Raw genomic sequence first — 17,362 nt, forward strand, 5'->3', positions numbered from 1 at the left:
ACAGATGCTCGCACCTACATTTTCATTACCAAACCAAAATGGAGAGATGGTCTCGCTAAAAGATTATTTAGGCAAGAAAGTCGTTTTGTATTTTTATCCTCGTGACTCGACACCGGGTTGCACGACGGAAGCGTGTGATTTCCGTGATGCGATGCCGAAGATGGAAGGCGCGGTCGTCATCGGGATTTCAGCGGACAGTCAGAAGAAACACCAGAACTTTATCGCGAAGAATGAGTTGCCGTTCGATTTGCTCGTCGACGAGAATCATGAAGTATCTGAATTGTACGGCGTTTGGCAATTGAAGAAGAATTACGGGAAAGAATACTACGGCATCGTCCGTTCGACGTTCCTGATCAACGAGGACGGCTACATTCAAGAAGAGTGGCGTAACGTCAAAGTAAAGGGACACGTTGAAGAGGTCGTATCTGCCATTCATTCGTAAAATGAGCAAAAGCGGTATCAGACTGTAGACAATATAGGTCTACAGTCTTTTTTTGATCAAGTACAGGCACGGAGCTGCATCGCTTTTTCATCGAGAAATAGTCTCTTAATCAACGATTTGTATGGAATGTGAAATCCCTGCTTCTGGATTCCGAGATATATTACAATCATATTTCGAAATAAATTTTAAGAAGCTCTTAAGAACAAGGTTTCAGGGAAAATATTACAATTATATAACGCGTTGAAAACGCTTTCTTTCAGTGGCGTACCTTGACTCGATTGTGAATGTTCTGAAAAATATAGGGAGAGCGCTCAAATCAAGAACGTAGGAGGAGAGCAACACAGTGAATCAAATTGAAAGTTGGCTGTCGAGTTTGTCAAATCTCGTTTGGGGGCCACATTTATTAATCTTACTCGTCGGTACAGGAATCTTCCTGACCGTCCGTCTCGGCTTTATTCAAGTAACGAGGCTTGGTGTCGGCTTGAAAGAGGCCTTTATTCCAAAGAATGAGAAACCGAAGAAGAAACAACGTGGGGACATCTCGCATTTCCAAGCATTGATGACGGCATTGGCGGCCACGGTCGGTACCGGAAATATGGTCGGTGTCGCGACGGCAATCGTCCTCGGGGGACCGGGCGCAGTCGTTTGGATGTGGTTATCCGGTTTTGTCGGAATGGCGACGAAGTATGCGGAGGCCATCCTTGCGGTCAAATATCGTGTCGTCGATGAACGAGGTGAAATTGCCGGGGGACCGATGTATTACTTAGAACACGGGCTAAAGAAAAAGTGGCTCGGCATGTTGTTTGCCTTATTCGCATCGGTCGCAGCCTTTGGGATTGGGAACGGGGTACAGACGAACTCGATCAGTCTCGCCTTGAACAACTCGTTCAACGTCCCAATGGTTGTGACAGGGATCGTCATGATGGCGGTCACGGCATTTGTCATCTTAGGTGGTGTCAAATCGATCGGGAAAGTCGTCGGGATCTTCGTCCCGTTCATGATTTTTGCATATGTCGGAAGCGGGCTCGTGATTCTCATCATGAACCTTGAATTGGTGCCGGGTGCCTTATCGACGATGTTCTCGAGCACATTCAGTGCCGAAGCCATCGGTGGGGGTGCGTTAGGTGCCGCGATTCGCTACGGGGTCGCGCGCGGTGTGTTCTCTAACGAGGCAGGACTCGGATCTGCACCGATTGCGGCCGCGGCAGCGAAAACCGACTTCCCGGGACGACAAGCACTCGTCTCGATGACACAGGTGTTGATTGATACGCTCATCGTCTGTTCAATCACCGGACTCACGATTGTTATGGGTGGTCAATACACAGAAGGGCTCGAAGGGATTGCCTTGACGCAAGCGTCATTCGCCTATTTCCTAGGACCGATTGGTGAAATCATCGTGACAATCTCCCTTGTCTTCTTCGCCTACTCGACCGTCCTTGGCTGGTGTTATTACGGGGAACGTTCCGCGTACTATTTACTCGGGGAAAAAGTGATCGTTCCGTATCGTGTCCTCTATATTTTAGTCGCAGGACTCGGTGCGATGACGACGAACTTGAATTTGATTTGGTCCATCTCGGATGTGTTCAACGGTCTCATGGCGATTCCGAACTTGATTGGACTCTTGTTCCTGTCAGGTGTCGTCGTCGCCGAGACAAAACGATTCGAACTCGAACGTAAAAAAGAAGCGGCGCAATCTGTCGCCTGATCAGAAAACCCGCCGAACAGCACGTGTCGGCGGGTTTTTGTCATACCTTGAATTGTCGAATCAATGAATCGAGTTCTTCCATCTTTTGCTGTGACTGTTCGGTCGCTCGGTTCAATTCAGCGAAGCGATCGACGGACATCGTCACTTTTTCAGCTATCTCTTGCGTCCCAAGAGCACCATTGTTGACGGTCGTCGCCACGTCTTGAATGACGCCGATCATATTCGACGTCAATAGCTCAAGCTCACCCGCGGCAGCGGCGAACTCGGTCGCGGTCGTCTCGAAACGTCCCGCGTCCTCGCTATATTGGCCGGCCGCCTCCTCGAGTTGGTCATAGTCTTTCAACACGTTCGTATCGAGGAAGTGAAGCATCTGACCTGAGCTCTCATTCAAATGATCGACTGAATGGAGGACGGTCGTCGAGATGGCTTGGATGCGTTCGACGGTCGCTCGGCTCGTCTCGGCAAGTTTTCGAATCTCATCAGCGACAACGGCAAATCCACGACCGGCCTCACCGGCACGCGCTGCCTCAATGGAAGCATTGAGGGAAAGCAGGTTCGTTTGAGCGGCGATGTCGAGAATATCGTTCGTAAGCGTTGCGATTTCACGGACAGCTTTGGCGTCTTGCATCGCTTTCTCTAAGTTCGTGCGTGTCGACTGCAGAACGCTGATGGCGTTCTCCTTCGCTTCCACCGCATGCGACTTCAGAGAGAGGGCGCGTTCATCAATCTGTTTGGCTTCAACTTTTCGCTCATCAGCCATCGTCACGATATGATGAATCGTCCGTTCCATATCCGACGCAGACGCGTTCATCTCTTGCGCGCTCGCGGCCGTCTGTTGCATGCCGGCGGTCAAGTCTTCGGTCGTCGCCGCAGTCGTCGTCATATACGTATCGAGTTCTTTCAATTCGTCATACATATGGGTTGATTGTTTCGTCACGCCTGTTGTCACATCGTTCACTTGCAAAATCAACTGACGTAAATTGGCGATGAACTGATTGAAGTCACGGGCAAGTCCTGCGAACTCGTCACGACGTTTCACGGGAATCGACGTCGTCAAATCGCCTTCGCTCGTTGCCAGTTCATGCATCTTCGTCTTGAACTCTTTGAGCGGTTCAAAAATCGAACGGAAGATGAAGAGCATCATGAGAATGGTCATAACGGCCGCGACCCCGAGAACGATGAGGAGTGTCAGCTGAACCTGTTCAAACATCTTAGCCGCAGCAGCCGTGTCCGTTTGAATTTCTTCACGGTTCAAGTTGACAAGAAGACCGAGAGCGTTCGAAAGGGTATCCGCGCTTGCGGTAGCCGTATCACGAATGTATTCTTCCGCAGCTCCTTCACCTTCTTCATTTGAAATACGGATAAGTTCGGTCATGACAGTCTGGAAGTCGTTCCAGTTCGCACTAGCTTCATCAAAAAGTTGTTGATCCTCTTCCATAATAATTGTCGCTTCATAGCCATCCATCCGCTGTTCTAAAATCGCGACGGATGCTTGAATGTCTCGCTCGATATTTTGTTTCGTCACCGCATCGTCGACTAGAGCGTGACGAATGAGGTGGCGTCGAATTTCGAGCAATTGTTTATCGACCTGATGGATTTGGTCCATCCCCGGTACCCAGGAGACGGTCATATCTTCTTGAGCCGCTTTTGAGGCGTTCAAGGCATACCAAGAGTAACCGCTTACACCGAGAAGTAAAACGAACATGATGCTGAAAGCGGTGATCAGTTTATTCCGGATCGACATATGATTCCTCCTTAACGAATCGTTTCTATACATAAGCATAATCAGAATCGCACTCCGACCGTATAGCTGATTTTGAAAGCGGGTCAATATTCGGGAAGGATTCCCCTAGTTTGATAAAAATGAGACAATTTAGAACGAGATAGATTTCCTTTTTTGTCTTATGAAAAAGTGGTATGATAATGAACGATGTATTGAAAACTGTTGGAGGTGGGAATTTTGGCTCGTATTACAGAAGCTGAAGTTCGGCACGTCGCCGGACTTGCCCGACTTGCGATCACGGATGAAGAAGTGACGCACTTCACGGAGCAATTGACAAAAATTCTCGAGTTCGCCGAGCAACTCGATGAGCTGGATACAACGGGCGTCGAACCGACGACCCATGCCCTAGATTTGAAAAACGTACTACGCAAAGACGAGGTTCGTCCATCGCTTCCACGTGAGGAAGTCGAACGGATGGCACCTGACTGGGAGAACGGCCAAGTCCGTGTCCCTGCGGTCTTTGAGTAAGGAGGCCTTTCATGAGTTTATTTGACCACGGTGTAGCGAAGCTGCATACGCTATTAAAAGAAGGCGAAGTCACGGTCACGGACCTCGTCAAAGAGTCGTTCGATCGGATTGAAGCGACAGATGACAAAATCGGTGCGTTTTTGACGCTCAATGAAGATGCGTTCGAGCAAGCGAAACGCATGGACGAGCTCGCCAAAACATCAGATAACCCGCTCTTCGGGATGCCAATCGGTGTGAAAGACAACATCGTCACAAAAGGGATGCGCACGACATGTGCCTCGACGTTCCTCGAGAACTTCGTCCCGGCACATGATGCGACAGTTGTGGAGCGTCTTCATGACGCTGGCGCTGTCACGATCGGGAAGTTGAACATGGACGAGTTTGCGATGGGTTCATCGAACGAGAACTCGGCGTTCAAACCGGTCCGTAACCCATGGGACCCGACACGTGTGCCAGGAGGTTCTTCAGGTGGTTCAGCGGCATCAGTCGCAGCTGGACAAGTCCTCTTTAGCCTCGGTTCGGATACGGGTGGTTCGATTCGTCAACCGGCCGCGTATTGCGGTGTCGTCGGGATGAAACCGACATACGGTCTCGTCTCACGCTTCGGCCTCGTTGCCTTCGCGTCGTCACTTGACCAAATCGGTCCGCTCACGCGTACCGTTGAAGACAATGCTTACTTATTGAATACGATTGCGGGACACTGTGACATGGATTCGACGTCAGCCGAGGTCGAGGTGCCGGACTATACGGCAGCGCTCAACCAAGATTTGACGGGAATGAAGTTTGCCCTCCCGGAAGAGTTCATGGCAGAAGGCGTCGCGCCAGGCGTCCGTGAACAGATTGAAAAAGCGATTGAGACGCTCAAGTCTCTCGGTGCGACGATCGAGACGGTCTCGATTCCGTCCGTGAAGTACGCGCTCTCGGCTTACTACTTGCTCGCATCATCGGAAGCCTCTTCGAACTTGGCTCGTTTCGACGGCATCCGTTACGGACGTCGTGCCGAAGCGGACACACTCGACGAAGTGTTCACGTATTCGCGTGAACAAGGTTTCGGTGACGAGGTCAAACGCCGGATCATGCTTGGGACATATGCGCTCAGCTCGGGTTATTACGATGCGTTCTATAAGAAAGCACAACAAGTCCGTACCCTCATGAAGCAGGACTTCGCGAAAGTGTTCGAAGAGTATGATGCCATCGTTGGACCAACGGCACCGACGACAGCGTTCAAACTCGGCGAACAGCTCGACGATCCGCTCACGATGTATGCGAACGATATCATGACGATTCCGGTCAACTTGGTCGGTATCCCGGCGATCTCGGTCCCGGCAGGTCTTTCAGAAGGTCTTCCGGTCGGTCTTCAAATTATCGGGAACTACTTTGATGAATCAACACTTTACCGCGTGGCCCATGCTTTTGAACAAGCAAACGGCGGTTTCAAGATGCCACAGCTCTAAGGAGGACGTACGATGAACTTTGAAACGATCATCGGGATCGAGGTGCACGCCGAGCTGAGCACGAAGTCGAAGATTTGGTGTGGCTGCTCACGCACTTACGGTGCCGAAACGAATACACAGACGTGTCCGATTTGTCTCGGACACCCGGGCGTCTTGCCTAAATTGAACGAAGAAGCGGTCAACCTCGCCATCAAAGCGGCGATGGCACTCAACTGTGAGATTGCGACAGATACAAAATTTGACCGTAAAAACTACTTCTACCCAGACACGCCAAAAGCGTATCAAATTTCGCAGTTTGACAAGCCAATCGGTTCAAACGGCCACGTCGACGTCGAAGTCGATGGAGAGATGAAACGATTCCGCATCGAGCGCGTGCACTTGGAAGAAGATGCTGGGAAGATGAACCACACGGGTGAGAAGCACTCGGTCGTCGACTTCAACCGGACCGGCTCACCGCTCATCGAGATTGTCAGTGAAGCCGATATGCGTTCACCAAAAGATGCGGTCGCATACCTCGAACGTTTGAAAGAGGTCCTTTCGTTCGCTGGCGTCTCGGACGTCAAGATGGAAGAAGGATCGCTTCGCTGTGACTGTAACATCTCGGTCCGTCCATTCGGGCAAGAGAAGTTCGGCACGAAGACAGAGCTCAAGAACTTGAACTCGTTCTCGAACGTCTTGAAGGCACTCGACTTTGAAGAGACGCGTCACCGTAAATTGCTTCTCTCAGGTGGCGTCATGCGTCAAGAGACGCTCCGCTACGACGAAGCAGCGAAAAAGACGATTCTCATGCGTGTCAAAGAAGGGGCAGCGGACTACCGCTACTTCCCAGAGCCGGACCTCGTCCGTCTCGAAATCGATGAGGCGTGGAAAGAGCGCATTCGCGCGACGATTCCAGAGATGCCGGCAGCACGTCGTGAACGCTACATGAGTCAATACGGTCTCTCGGCATACGATGCGAAAGCCCTCACGTCGACGCGTGAGTTCTCAGACTTCTTCGAAGCGACGACCGCGGCTGGAGCTGAACCGAAAGCAGCAGCGAACTGGCTCATGGGTGAAGTACTCGGTCACTTGAACAAGTCGAATGAAACGGTCGAAACGATGAAGTTGACACCGGAATCACTCGCAGAACTCATCCGCTTGATCGCAGAAGGGACGATTTCATCGAAGATTGCGAAGCGTGTCTTCACAGCGATGATGGAAGAGGGCGCAGAGCCGAAAGCGTATGTCGAAGCGAACGGTCTCGCCCAAATCTCGGACGAGAACTTGCTCCGTGGCTACATCCTCGAATTGTTCGAGGCGCACCCGCAAATGATCGAAGACTTCAAGAACGGGAAAGACCGTGCGAAAGGCTTCATCATCGGGCAAATCATGAAACAGACGAAAGGGATGGCGAACCCGGCACTCCTCGATGGCTTGTTCCACGAAGAGATCGCGAAACGCTAAGCAGGCGGCGAGACACTTGTGTCTCGCTTTTCGCTCGAGTTGAGCACAGGGGAGAGAATCAATATGCAACGGAAACGTGCGCGGGTCATTTATAACCCGACATCTGGTAAAGAAGTGATCAAACGGGAACTCCCGTACATTTTGAACCGCCTCGAGGATGCGGGTTATGAGACGTCGACGTATGCGACGAAAGCGATTGGTGATGCCACGCTCGAAGCAAAACGGGCCTCGGCGGCCGAGTTCGACCTCATCATCGCCGCAGGTGGAGACGGGACATTGAACGAAGTCATCTCAGGGCTCGCACCGCTTGAGAATCGTCCGACAATCGGTCTCATTCCGGTCGGGACGACGAACGACTTTGCCCGGGCGATGCGGATTCCGCTGAGCGTCGTCGGCGCGCTCGACGTCATTTGTGACGGATTCGAGATGCCGGTCGACCTCGGGGAGATCGAAGGCGAGAAAGGTGATATCCACTACTTCATCAATATCGCCGGCGGTGGAATCATGACCGAGCTCTCGTATGAGGTGCCATCGAAGTTGAAGACGGCACTCGGACAGCTCGCGTATTACGTGAAGGGAATGGAGAAACTGCCACTCATCAAACCGACATATATCGAACTCGAGCACGATGAAGGGACATTCCAAGGCGAGGTCATGGTCTTCCTCACATCGAACTCGAATTCAGTCGGTGGATTTGAAAAAATCTCACCGCACGCGTCGTTGAATGACGGGTTGTTCGACTTGTTCATCCTTCGGAAATGTAACTTATTTGAATTCATCCATGTCGTCCGTCTTCTCCTCCGCGGGGAACATTTGTCGAGTCCACTCGTTGAACACGTGAAGACGAGCCGCGTCCGGATGAAAACGACCGAACCGATGAGTCTCAATATCGATGGCGAGTATGGTGGGGAGTGCACAGGTGAGATGCGGAACTTGTTCCGTCACTTGACGGTGCTCGCACCGAACGCCCGAATCCGCGAGATGGAAGATTTGAATACGCGAACAGATGATCAAGCAATTGTTCAATGTTTCGCTCGATAAAGCAGAGTGAAAAGATAGGAATGACGACATCAGTCATTCCTATTTGCAATGGAAGGAGCATTCGTATGCTACCAGTGAAAAAGAATGATCGTCTCGATGTCCACGTCCACGACCTGACCCATGAAGGAGCGGGTGTGGCACGTGTCGATGGCTATACATTGTTCGTGCCGAACGCGTTGCCAGGAGAGACGGTCGAAATCGTCGTGACGAAGACGAACAAGCAGTACGGGTTCGCCCGATTGTTGAACGTGAAAGAAGCGAGTGCCGACCGCGTCGAGCCGCCGTGCCCGATCTTTTATCAATGTGGTGGCTGCCAGCTGCAACACTTCAGCTATGAAGGACAACTCCGCCAGAAACGGGAACGCGTCGTCGATGCGCTGAAGCGACTCGGTCAGTTCGATGTACCGGTCCATGACACGATTGGGATGCCAGAACCTTGGCGCTATCGCAACAAGGCACAAGTCCCGTTCAAACAAGAAGGGGACCGTCTCGTCTCAGGCTTCTATCGTCCTCGTTCGCATGACATCGTCGAGATGAGCGAATGTTTGATTCAAGATGAGCGTAATGACAAGGCGATCCAAGTCGTCCGTGATGTATTGGACGCACGAGGCGTTCCAGCGTATGATGAGAAGACAGGACGTGGGGTCATTCGTCATGTCATGGCCCGTTACGGGTACCATTCAGGTGAACTCATGATCGTCCTCATCACGAAGACGACGAAACTAAAAGGCGTGAATGAGATTGTCGCGGACATCGTCGAGCGTCTCCCGGACGTGACGTCGATCATGCAAAACGTCAACCCTGACAAGACGAACGTCATCCTCGGGGCGACGAACAAGTTGCTCTACGGCCATGAGACGATTGAGGACAAAATCGCAGGACTCACGTTCACGATTTCCCCTCACTCGTTCTTCCAAGTGAACCCGGTCCAAACGGAGAAGCTGTACGGGAAAGCGTTAGAATACGCACAACTGTCAGGTACGGAGCAAGTCGTCGATGCGTATTGTGGCATCGGGACAATCAGCCTCTTCCTCGCCCGGAAAGCGGCTCATGTGTACGGTGTCGAAGTCGTACCGGAAGCAATCGAGGATGCGAAACAAAATGCGCTCGTCAATGAGATCGATAACGTGACGTACGCATGTGGAGCGGCCGAAGATGTGCTCCCACAGTGGAAGAAAGATGGCGTGAATCCGGACGTGATCGTCGTCGACCCGCCACGTAAAGGATGTGCCGAGTCATTCCTCGAGACGATGGTCGAGATGGGACCGAAGCGAATCGTATACGTCTCATGTAACGTCGCGACACAAGCGCGTGATATGCGTTACCTCGCCGACCGTGGCTATCGCTTGATGGAAGTGACACCGGTCGACATGTTCCCGCATACGGCGCATGTGGAGACGGTGGCATGGATGGAGAAAGTAGAATAAGATGAATGTATGATGCCTTCGATTGAATCAATCGAAGGCTTTTTTTGCAAACAGCCGAAAGGGGAGTCGGAGATGAGAAAGATCATTGTTCTGGAACATTTGTCATTGGATGGCGTGATTCAAGCACCTGGTGGAAAAGAAGAGGACATGAGCGGGGATTTCATGCATGGAGGATGGACAGAGCCATTTTCGAGTCAAGAGCTCGGCATTTGGATTCGAACGCAGATGCACAGTGAGTTTGATCTGTTACTTGGTCGAAAAACATATGATCAGTGGGCGAGTTACTGGCCAAAACATGATGACATTTGGCCGGAAGCCAACCGTGCAGTGAAGTATGTGGTTAGTAGGCATTCACATGATTCACAATGGGAATCAACGACGTTTCTGACAGACCCGGTCGAATCATTGAAACGACTCAAACAAGAGGACGGACCGGATTTACACGTCTGGGGCAGCAGTGAACTCGTACACACGTTACTCGCGAACGACCTCATCGATGAATACCGATTGATCATGTATCCGATTATCATTGGTTCCGGAAAACGTCTTTTCCCAGATGGAAACATCTTGCCACTTCAACTTGATGTAGTCGAGCAACAGTTGATGCCGAACGGAGTCAGTATCGTCCGCTACGAACGTATTCAACAAGATGGAGAGGGGCTATGAGAATCGAGCGGCACCTCGAGATGACCCTTTCCGAATCGATGGATAAAGGGTTGATCGAGCTATTACAACATGCGTTTCCTTCCATTTATCCGAATCGCCGCTATTTCAAGCAATTGCCCCATCTCCGTCTGATTGCGTATGAAGACGAACAAATCATCGGACAAGTCGGGTTAGATTTTCGTGTGATGAATATGGATGGAACGCCGATTCACGTGCTTGGCATCATCGATTTATGCGTACGGGAAGCAGTGCGGGGACGTGGGGTCGGACGGGCGTTAATGGAAAAAGTCATCGCGCTCGGGGAAGCGTACCCAATCGATTTTCTCCTGTTGTTCGCTGACCGGTCAGATCTTTACGAGCGCATTGGATTTCACACGGTATCCAATACATGCACGTGGCTTCAAATCAATGACGAGAATCAAACGACACGAGGAATCGGGAAGGCGTCATTTGACGAACTGATGGTCCGGTCGGTTGGGGATAAGAGATGGACGGAAGGGAAACTCGATTTGCTGGGATACTTATACTAAGGTATATCTTCATTTTGATTAAAGGATCAAAAAGCGAAACAAACATCACAGTGATACTTAGGAGGGATTGAATGAAACAATATACGATTCGAAACCGAAGCGTCCCGCTTTCCTTACATGACGCCGTCATCACAGAAGCGACCGTGATCGGTTCGACCGTCCGTCTCGTATTTGCGGATGGAATCCGTGATTTGTTCAAGAAGGAAGCGGTGTGGACAGGACGTGCCACCGTGACGATTTCGGACGTAAATCGAGATTCTTCTTCACTTACACGCTTTGGTGAAACGACCTATTCGATGTGTCCGATCGAACAACTCAGTCAGTTCGTCAAAAACGGACGGTTCGAGATTGTCGATGAGTTGTATGGTTACCGCCAGCTATTATTCCGATGCATGTGGTTGACCGATACGACATGTGAGACGGTGGAGTTGAATCTCTCCCATGCAAGCGAGTTCGTCATCCAATGGGAAGACGAACCCGTGGAAGAAATGTATGAATCTGAATCACTTTGAAGAAAGCGTAAGTCCTATATGCTGAGCGACTGCTCTCGCGACATCTTGTTTTGATTGATAATCCGTTACAATCTTTTCTGCATGGATGTCAGATTCGAATGCGGACTGGCAACGGTCGATTTGAGACTTCCCCCAAGAGTTGAACCACTCGAACCGTTTATTCAATCGCTTCACGAGTGTCCGTCGATTCGCTTCGAGAATGATATGTCGTACATCGACGCCTTCCCGTTGAAGTCGTCCGATGATTTCATCTACATACGTTGCGTCAACGAGTGTCATCGGCACGAGGATGACCCCATCAAAGGACGTTGCGATTTTCAAAAGCATTCGATAATTGAACTCTCGCCATTCCGGGTGATGTTGAAAATCAGATTGCTGAAGGCTCTCCGGTAATTGATTCCGTATAAAAAATCCAGCCTGCTCCGGGTCATAGAGAAATGCGTTCGGCAGTTGTTTCTGAAGTATATTAGCACATGTGGTTTTGCCTGAACCGAAAGCGCCGTTGATCCACAAAATCATTGTCATCATCCTTTCGTGTTTATATTCTCTACGATTACAATGGAGTCCTATAAAAAACACCCCATAGTAACGGAATTCGAATTCCATCTACTATGGGGTGTTGTCATGCTGTCTTTGGATTAGGCGATTCTGTTTCGCGTAATGTATCGACTCGCTTGTATTCTTCGGTATCGGTCCAGAGCTCGTCTTTCAACGGGTTGAGACGTCGTTTAACAATACGTGACACCTGCATGACGGCGAGCACGACGTTGAGGACAAGACTGATGAGTGCGAGTGTCCAGTTCGCTGCTGGATTATACGAGACACTCACGTTGAACGTACTGCCGACCGCAAAGAAATAAGGGAAGGTCATGACCCACATCATCCAAATCGATAGTGTCTGGGCACGGTTTTGCATCCATGTTCCTTTCGCCCAAAGAAGAGCAGGAATCGTTGCGGCAATGTTCAAAGCGAAGCCGGAATAGAATGCATTGCCCGGTGCACAAGAGTAGACATAAGAGATGTTCCAAATGCCATAGGCGATGATCCACAGTTTCGTCTGGTCCGGCCAAATCATATCGACTCGTTTACCGGACGTCGCGAAGATACCGAACCATCCGCAAATCGTGAGGATGTTCAAAATCCCGGCGAAGGCGTTGATATAGTTCCAACCACCAGAGATGTAAGTCATTCCATCGACGACTCCATCAAATCCCATGATGCCGACTTGAAACTCCCGAATGACGGCCTCCATGATATTGATGGCAAGAATAGCTGGGACGAGTACTAAATACCAAGGATGTTTCTTATGGTAGTTCGTGAAGCGGATGACCATGTAGATGAGTGCGCCGGCGAGTGCCGAGTACACCTTCACCCAGTGGAACCATGATGTAATTTCAGAATCGACGACAAACAACCAAATCGGGGTCAACGCAATCGGTAACGCCATGAACATGAGTTGACTTGCCCGCTTTCCAGAGCGGACGAACTCGTTCAAACCCATTAAAAGACCAAGTACGACGAACCACATGACGACGTTATACCAAGGAATCGACTCGAAGAAAAGCATAAAACAACACTCCTTTCAGAAATGAAATGACCAGAAATAAATGCAACGACTAAAAATACCGAACGTTCGTTATGTTTATGTGAAAAGTGTAACAATTTATTGGAAGCGTTGTCAATCTGAGTTGGTAGCTCACAAGGAAGTGTCGAAAGTTCGCCACATCATTATGATATAATGAGCGATGAGAACAGAGGAGGGTGCTAGATGATGATGAACGAAGGGAAGTTAAAAATCTTACAAGCCGCGCGTGAAATCATCGTCGAACAAGGCATCAAAGGCACGACGCTTCGAGGAATCGCAGAGCGAGCCGGATTCAGTACGGGCGCGATTTATCATTACTATACGTCCAAAGAAGCGATTCTTTATGACGTAATGGATGAGGGGCTTGGAGAAGTCAAACGCATTGAGACCGTTTCCCATGACGATCGAAAAGAGGCGGCGGTGATCATCCAAGAAATCTACGAAGGCATGCAGGAGCGCCTTCAAAAAGATGCGGAGAGCCGACTCCAGTTTTATCTCGCCCATGAAGCGATGATTGGGAATGAGGACATTCAACAGAAATTCAAAGAGAAGTATGAAGACTGGATCACACGAATTGAGGCAATTTTTGTACGAGCCTATGATGTCGAACAAGGACCGATGACTCGGGCGGTCGCCACGTGGACGATGGCCGGGATTGATGGAATGGTCCTCCAGACGCTACTCCGGACGGGAACGATCGAACCGGAATACACGAATCGTGTGCTTCATTATTTGTTGACTGAAGGATTCCCACACTTTTTTCAGCTCATTCGTTCGAAAGAAACGAATTATGAGTAATGTCAGTTGATACAATCCGACAGACATAATAGAATAGATGAGTGATTTTGTTGGACTGTATGGATGAAAGGAACTGATTTTACGATGAAAGAAAACTTTTGGCGCGATCTTCCGCGTCCATTCTTTATACTTGCCCCGATGGAAGATGTGACCGATGTCGTCTTCCGTCATGTCGTCGCTCATGCGGGACGCCCGGACGTCTTCTTCACAGAATTTGCGAACTCGGACAGTTATTGCCATCCTGAAGGGAAAGGCAGCCTTCGTGGCCGTTTGACATTCACGGAAGACGAGCAGCCGATGGTCGCCCACATCTGGGGAGACAATCCGGAATATTTCCGTCAGATGAGTATCGGTATGGCCGAGATGGGCTATAAAGGTCTCGACATCAACATGGGTTGCCCGGTTCCAAACGTTGCAAAACGAGGAAAAGGGAGCGGACTCATTCTCCGTCCTGACGTTGCGGCTGAGCTCATTCAAGCGGCGAAAGCCGGCGGCATCCCGGTCAGCGTCAAGACGCGTCTCGGTTTTGCGAAGCTCGACGAGTGGCGCGACTGGTTGACGCATCTCTTGAAACAAGACATCGCCAACTTGTCGATTCACTTGCGCACGCGCAACGAGATGAGTAAAGTTGACGCGCACTGGGAGATGATCCCGGATATCGTGAAGTTGCGTGACGAGATTGCACCGGATACGCTCATCACTATCAACGGAGATATCCTCGACCGTCAAATGGGACTCGAGCTCGTTGAGAAGTACGGGGTCGATGGTGTCATGATTGGTCGTGGGATTTTCAAGAACCCGTTCGCATTTGAGAAAGAGCCACGCGAACACTCGATGGAAGAACATCTCGATCTATTGCGTTTGCAACTGGACCTTCAAGACAAATTCCAAGAAGACGTGCCACGTTCGATTTCGAACTTGCATCGTTTCTTCAAGATTTATGTCAAAGGATTCCGCGGGGCGAGCGAACTCCGTCATAATCTGATGGAAACGAAATCGACGGACGAGGTACGGGCGTTGCTTGATGCCTTCGTCGAGAAATATCACGAAGAAGAGGCAGCGCTGGCTGCCGAATAAGCTTATTGGATACGAGGCGTACTCGTATCTTTTTTTTGCAGGAAAAGTTATTTATGGGACGAATGAGAACAGGAGAGTGAAAAAGGGAGGAAAGCGAATGCTACACGTTCAAGGACAACATTTAGTCAATGCGGCAGGAGACGTTGTTCGGTTGCGTGGTTTCACGTTGACGGCTTTATATTGGGAGCCGACACAAGTAGTTACGGAACTGTATCCAACGGACGAGCCATATCGTGTCATGCGAGAAGTAGGAGCAAATGTCGTGCGTCTCACGTTCCACGCTCGCCTGATTGAACGTGAACCGTTTTTAGAGGAAACAGCCGGCCTGGAATGGTTAGATCGACAACTTGATTTCGCTCAAGCGAACGGGTTGTACGTCATCCTTTGTCTAATTTTGCCGCCGGGAGCGGACTGGATGGACGATCGTCCCGAACCGGATTATTCTCTATGGAGCGATCTCTCGAAACAGGAACGATTTCGTTGGATTTGGCGGACGTTACTGACACGTTATAAAGGAACGACATGTGGTAAGGCGATAGCAGCGTTCGATTTATTCAATGCTCCCGCCACAATCGATGGGAATGGAGAAACATATCGTCAATTACTTCAGTCGACTGTGAACGAATTATATGCTCTCGATTCAAACCGTATTTTCGTTATCGCGCCATGTTATGGTACGAATGGTATGAAACACGAAGACCTATTGAGAAATTGGTTTTTGCTGGATAATCCGAACGTGATTTATGACCTTCATTTTTACGATCCTTTTTCGTATACCCATCAGTATGCGGAGTGGGTTGGTGTTCATGAAGAGGGTGGCGTTTATCCGGATCGTTCTCTTTTAGAGCCTACACTTGAAGGTTATATGCCGCGCTGTCAATCATATCTTGCTAAACAGCTCGAACCACTTCTTCAATTACGAATGATGCATGAGGTCCCGATTTTCATCAGCGAGTTCGGTTTGATTCATCATTGTTTTGAAGATGGGCGAGGTGGTTTGGCTTACGTGAATGATGTTATCACGTTATTAAATGAAGCGGGCATCGGATTTACGTATTGGGACTTTCAGTCGACAGTCATGGGACTGTTTCGTTCGGATGCCCGATCATCGCTTATGCAATCGGATCAACAACGTGATCTTGCCCTTACATTATTTAAAACATAATCCTGTCTGCGATGGATGCAGACAGGATTTTATTGCTTTTGTGACCAAAATAGGATAATTTTGATATATCGGATGACGATATAACGAAACACGATATAAAGGAGTAGGATACGTGACACAACAGTCGAGTACAGGCGCACTAACCGAGGCGGTTTATTATATATTATTGTCCCTTCAAGTCCCGAGGCACGGGTACGGCATGATGCAGTTTGTCCAGGAGTTGAGCCATGGGCGAGTTCAGCTCGCGCCCGGTACGTTATATGGAGCTCTCAGTAGTTTAGTTGAAAGAGGTTGGATTCAAGCACTTGAAGGAACGGCACGGAAAAAAGAGTACGAGATCACCGATGCTGGTCGAGAAGCACTTCAAATCGAATTAAAACGATTGGAAGAATTAGTGCGGCACGGTCATGAGTGGACGAAGGAGTTGGAAACATGAAGACGAAGACCAAATACCGTATATTTGTCGACTATGAAAAAGAAGAAAAATGGCTCAATGAGATGGCAGAAAAGGGATGGGCTCTCGAGTCGTTTCGCTTCATGCGATATCGCTTTCGTTCAGTCGAACCAGGGATGTATACATATCGAATTGAATTGTTACGAGAACTGCCCTCTCATCCTGATTCGAAAGCTTACATGGCTTTCATGGATGAAGTTGGGATTGAGGTCGTCGACACATCCTATCGCTGGGTCTTTTTAAGAAAACGAACGAGCGACGGACCGTTCCGATTGTATTCGGATTTTGACTCGATGATTCAGCGTGAAAATCGAATCATCCAACTGTATGGAACCGTTTTGTTCGCCAATTTTGTGGTCGTCTTAGCAAACTTCTCGAATCCGGTTGCAAAATGGACAATCCTTTTAAATATAGTTGTTGTCGCCATGTTGGCTTATGCCGTCCAGCATCACACACGGAAAATGAGAACGTTGAAAGGTCTTAAAGCAATAGGGGAAATGAAGTCGTCAGATTGAGCGAATTGGTAAGGAGGAGCAAGATGGATTCACGAGAATGGAAGGACTGTATCATTTGTTTTGGATTGATTACGGGGACAACACTCGGTGTAATCCTCTCGTTTTTCTTCGATATACAGCTGACATACGGCATCGCGAGCGGAGCGATGGTTGGCTATATCGGAGGACTTGCCGTATCGATTTTGAAGAAATGATGGATAAGCGTTTCGATTCCTCGTCTCAACGACGAGGTTTTTTTAGCACGTTGTGACGAAGTATAGTCGATTGGGATCTATAGTTATAGAGGGGTTATACGAA

19 protein-coding genes are annotated in these 17,362 nt (G+C 49.5%); 16 read left to right on the forward strand and 3 right to left on the reverse strand.

The annotated features are described in order from the left end of the window. Positions 1-4 precede the first annotated feature (4 nt). Positions 5-442 carry a thioredoxin-dependent thiol peroxidase gene (gene bcp, locus AC5LIL_RS03735; protein ID WP_337874838.1) on the forward strand — a complete coding sequence of 146 codons (438 nt, stop codon included), beginning with the start codon at positions 5-7 and terminating at the stop codon, positions 440-442. Positions 443-785: 343 nt separating this feature from the next. Beyond that, on the forward strand, positions 786-2,147 hold the full coding sequence (locus AC5LIL_RS03740; RefSeq protein ID WP_499824950.1) for an alanine/glycine:cation symporter family protein: 1,362 nt from the start codon (positions 786-788) through the stop codon (positions 2,145-2,147). 40 nt (positions 2,148-2,187) lie between these two features. On the opposite strand, the gene AC5LIL_RS03745 is transcribed toward AC5LIL_RS03740, so the two are convergent. Next, a complete protein-coding gene (locus AC5LIL_RS03745) occupies positions 2,188-3,891 on the reverse strand; it encodes a methyl-accepting chemotaxis protein (RefSeq protein ID WP_499824951.1) in 1,704 nt (567 codons plus the stop codon). A gap of 216 nt (positions 3,892-4,107) precedes the next feature. On the opposite strand from AC5LIL_RS03745, the gene gatC reads away from it, so the two are divergent. The 8 genes from gatC to AC5LIL_RS03785 all read left to right on the forward strand — a co-directional run bounded on the left by gatC (position 4,108) and on the right by AC5LIL_RS03785 (position 11,471). Then, positions 4,108-4,398: an Asp-tRNA(Asn)/Glu-tRNA(Gln) amidotransferase subunit GatC gene (gene gatC, locus AC5LIL_RS03750; protein ID WP_012727041.1), complete on the forward strand. Its 291-nt coding sequence runs from the start codon at positions 4,108-4,110 to the stop codon at positions 4,396-4,398. 11 nt (positions 4,399-4,409) lie between these two features. Further along, positions 4,410-5,852, forward strand: coding sequence for an Asp-tRNA(Asn)/Glu-tRNA(Gln) amidotransferase subunit GatA (gatA, locus tag AC5LIL_RS03755; RefSeq protein ID WP_074036499.1), 1,443 nt, complete (start codon positions 4,410-4,412; stop codon positions 5,850-5,852). Positions 5,853-5,864: 12 nt separating this feature from the next. Then, a complete protein-coding gene (gene gatB / locus AC5LIL_RS03760) occupies positions 5,865-7,295 on the forward strand; it encodes an Asp-tRNA(Asn)/Glu-tRNA(Gln) amidotransferase subunit GatB (protein WP_499824952.1) in 1,431 nt (476 codons plus the stop codon). A 63-nt stretch (positions 7,296-7,358) separates the two neighbouring features. Then, entirely contained in the window at positions 7,359-8,336 is a 978-nt protein-coding gene (locus AC5LIL_RS03765) for a diacylglycerol kinase (protein WP_499824953.1), read from the forward strand. Between the two features lie 65 nt (positions 8,337-8,401). Then, positions 8,402-9,763, forward strand: coding sequence for a 23S rRNA (uracil(1939)-C(5))-methyltransferase RlmD (gene rlmD, locus AC5LIL_RS03770; RefSeq protein WP_337874841.1), 1,362 nt, complete (start codon positions 8,402-8,404; stop codon positions 9,761-9,763). Positions 9,764-9,835: 72 nt separating this feature from the next. Continuing rightward, entirely contained in the window at positions 9,836-10,429 is a 594-nt protein-coding gene (locus AC5LIL_RS03775) for a dihydrofolate reductase family protein (RefSeq protein ID WP_214785998.1), read from the forward strand. Further along, positions 10,426-10,959, forward strand: coding sequence for a GNAT family N-acetyltransferase (locus AC5LIL_RS03780; protein WP_499824954.1), 534 nt, complete (start codon positions 10,426-10,428; stop codon positions 10,957-10,959). The genes AC5LIL_RS03775 and AC5LIL_RS03780 overlap by 4 nt, the downstream gene beginning before the upstream one ends. Before the next feature lie 71 nt (positions 10,960-11,030). Then, positions 11,031-11,471 carry a hypothetical protein gene (locus AC5LIL_RS03785; protein ID WP_499824955.1) on the forward strand — a complete coding sequence of 147 codons (441 nt, stop codon included), beginning with the start codon at positions 11,031-11,033 and terminating at the stop codon, positions 11,469-11,471. On the opposite strand, the gene AC5LIL_RS03790 is transcribed toward AC5LIL_RS03785, so the two are convergent. Both AC5LIL_RS03790 and AC5LIL_RS03795 read right to left on the reverse strand, forming a co-directional pair. Beyond that, on the reverse strand, positions 11,463-11,990 hold the full coding sequence (locus AC5LIL_RS03790; protein ID WP_499824956.1) for an AAA family ATPase: 528 nt from the start codon (positions 11,988-11,990) through the stop codon (positions 11,463-11,465). The two genes, AC5LIL_RS03785 and AC5LIL_RS03790, sit on opposite strands and share 9 nt — an antisense overlap. A gap of 103 nt (positions 11,991-12,093) precedes the next feature. Next, positions 12,094-13,038: a DUF5692 family protein gene (locus AC5LIL_RS03795; protein ID WP_499824957.1), complete on the reverse strand. Its 945-nt coding sequence runs from the start codon at positions 13,036-13,038 to the stop codon at positions 12,094-12,096. Positions 13,039-13,239: 201 nt separating this feature from the next. On the opposite strand from AC5LIL_RS03795, the gene AC5LIL_RS03800 reads away from it, so the two are divergent. The 6 genes from AC5LIL_RS03800 (at position 13,240) to AC5LIL_RS03825 (ending at position 17,259) form a co-directional block, all read left to right on the forward strand. Continuing rightward, a complete protein-coding gene (locus tag AC5LIL_RS03800; RefSeq protein WP_499824958.1) occupies positions 13,240-13,854 on the forward strand; it encodes a TetR/AcrR family transcriptional regulator in 615 nt (204 codons plus the stop codon). A gap of 84 nt (positions 13,855-13,938) precedes the next feature. Next, complete coding sequence (locus AC5LIL_RS03805; RefSeq protein WP_442899505.1) at positions 13,939-14,931, forward strand: tRNA dihydrouridine synthase; 993 nt, start codon at positions 13,939-13,941, stop codon at positions 14,929-14,931. A 97-nt stretch (positions 14,932-15,028) separates the two neighbouring features. After that, the gene (locus AC5LIL_RS03810; protein WP_214785980.1) at positions 15,029-16,096 is read left to right on the forward strand and encodes a glycoside hydrolase family 5 protein; all 1,068 of its coding nucleotides are present in this window, start codon (positions 15,029-15,031) and stop codon (positions 16,094-16,096) included. Positions 16,097-16,208: 112 nt separating this feature from the next. After that, positions 16,209-16,532 (forward strand): PadR family transcriptional regulator, encoded by a 324-nt coding sequence (locus AC5LIL_RS03815; protein ID WP_214745790.1) that lies wholly within the window; start codon positions 16,209-16,211, stop codon positions 16,530-16,532. Beyond that, positions 16,529-17,065 (forward strand): DUF2812 domain-containing protein, encoded by a 537-nt coding sequence (locus AC5LIL_RS03820; protein WP_214785978.1) that lies wholly within the window; start codon positions 16,529-16,531, stop codon positions 17,063-17,065. Before AC5LIL_RS03815 ends, AC5LIL_RS03820 begins: the two co-directional genes overlap by 4 nt. 23 nt (positions 17,066-17,088) lie before the next feature. Beyond that, the gene (locus AC5LIL_RS03825) at positions 17,089-17,259 is read left to right on the forward strand and encodes a hypothetical protein (protein ID WP_214785976.1); all 171 of its coding nucleotides are present in this window, start codon (positions 17,089-17,091) and stop codon (positions 17,257-17,259) included. The last annotated feature ends 103 nt before the right edge of the window (positions 17,260-17,362 follow it).

The organism is Exiguobacterium sp. RM11, from assembly GCF_059821525.1.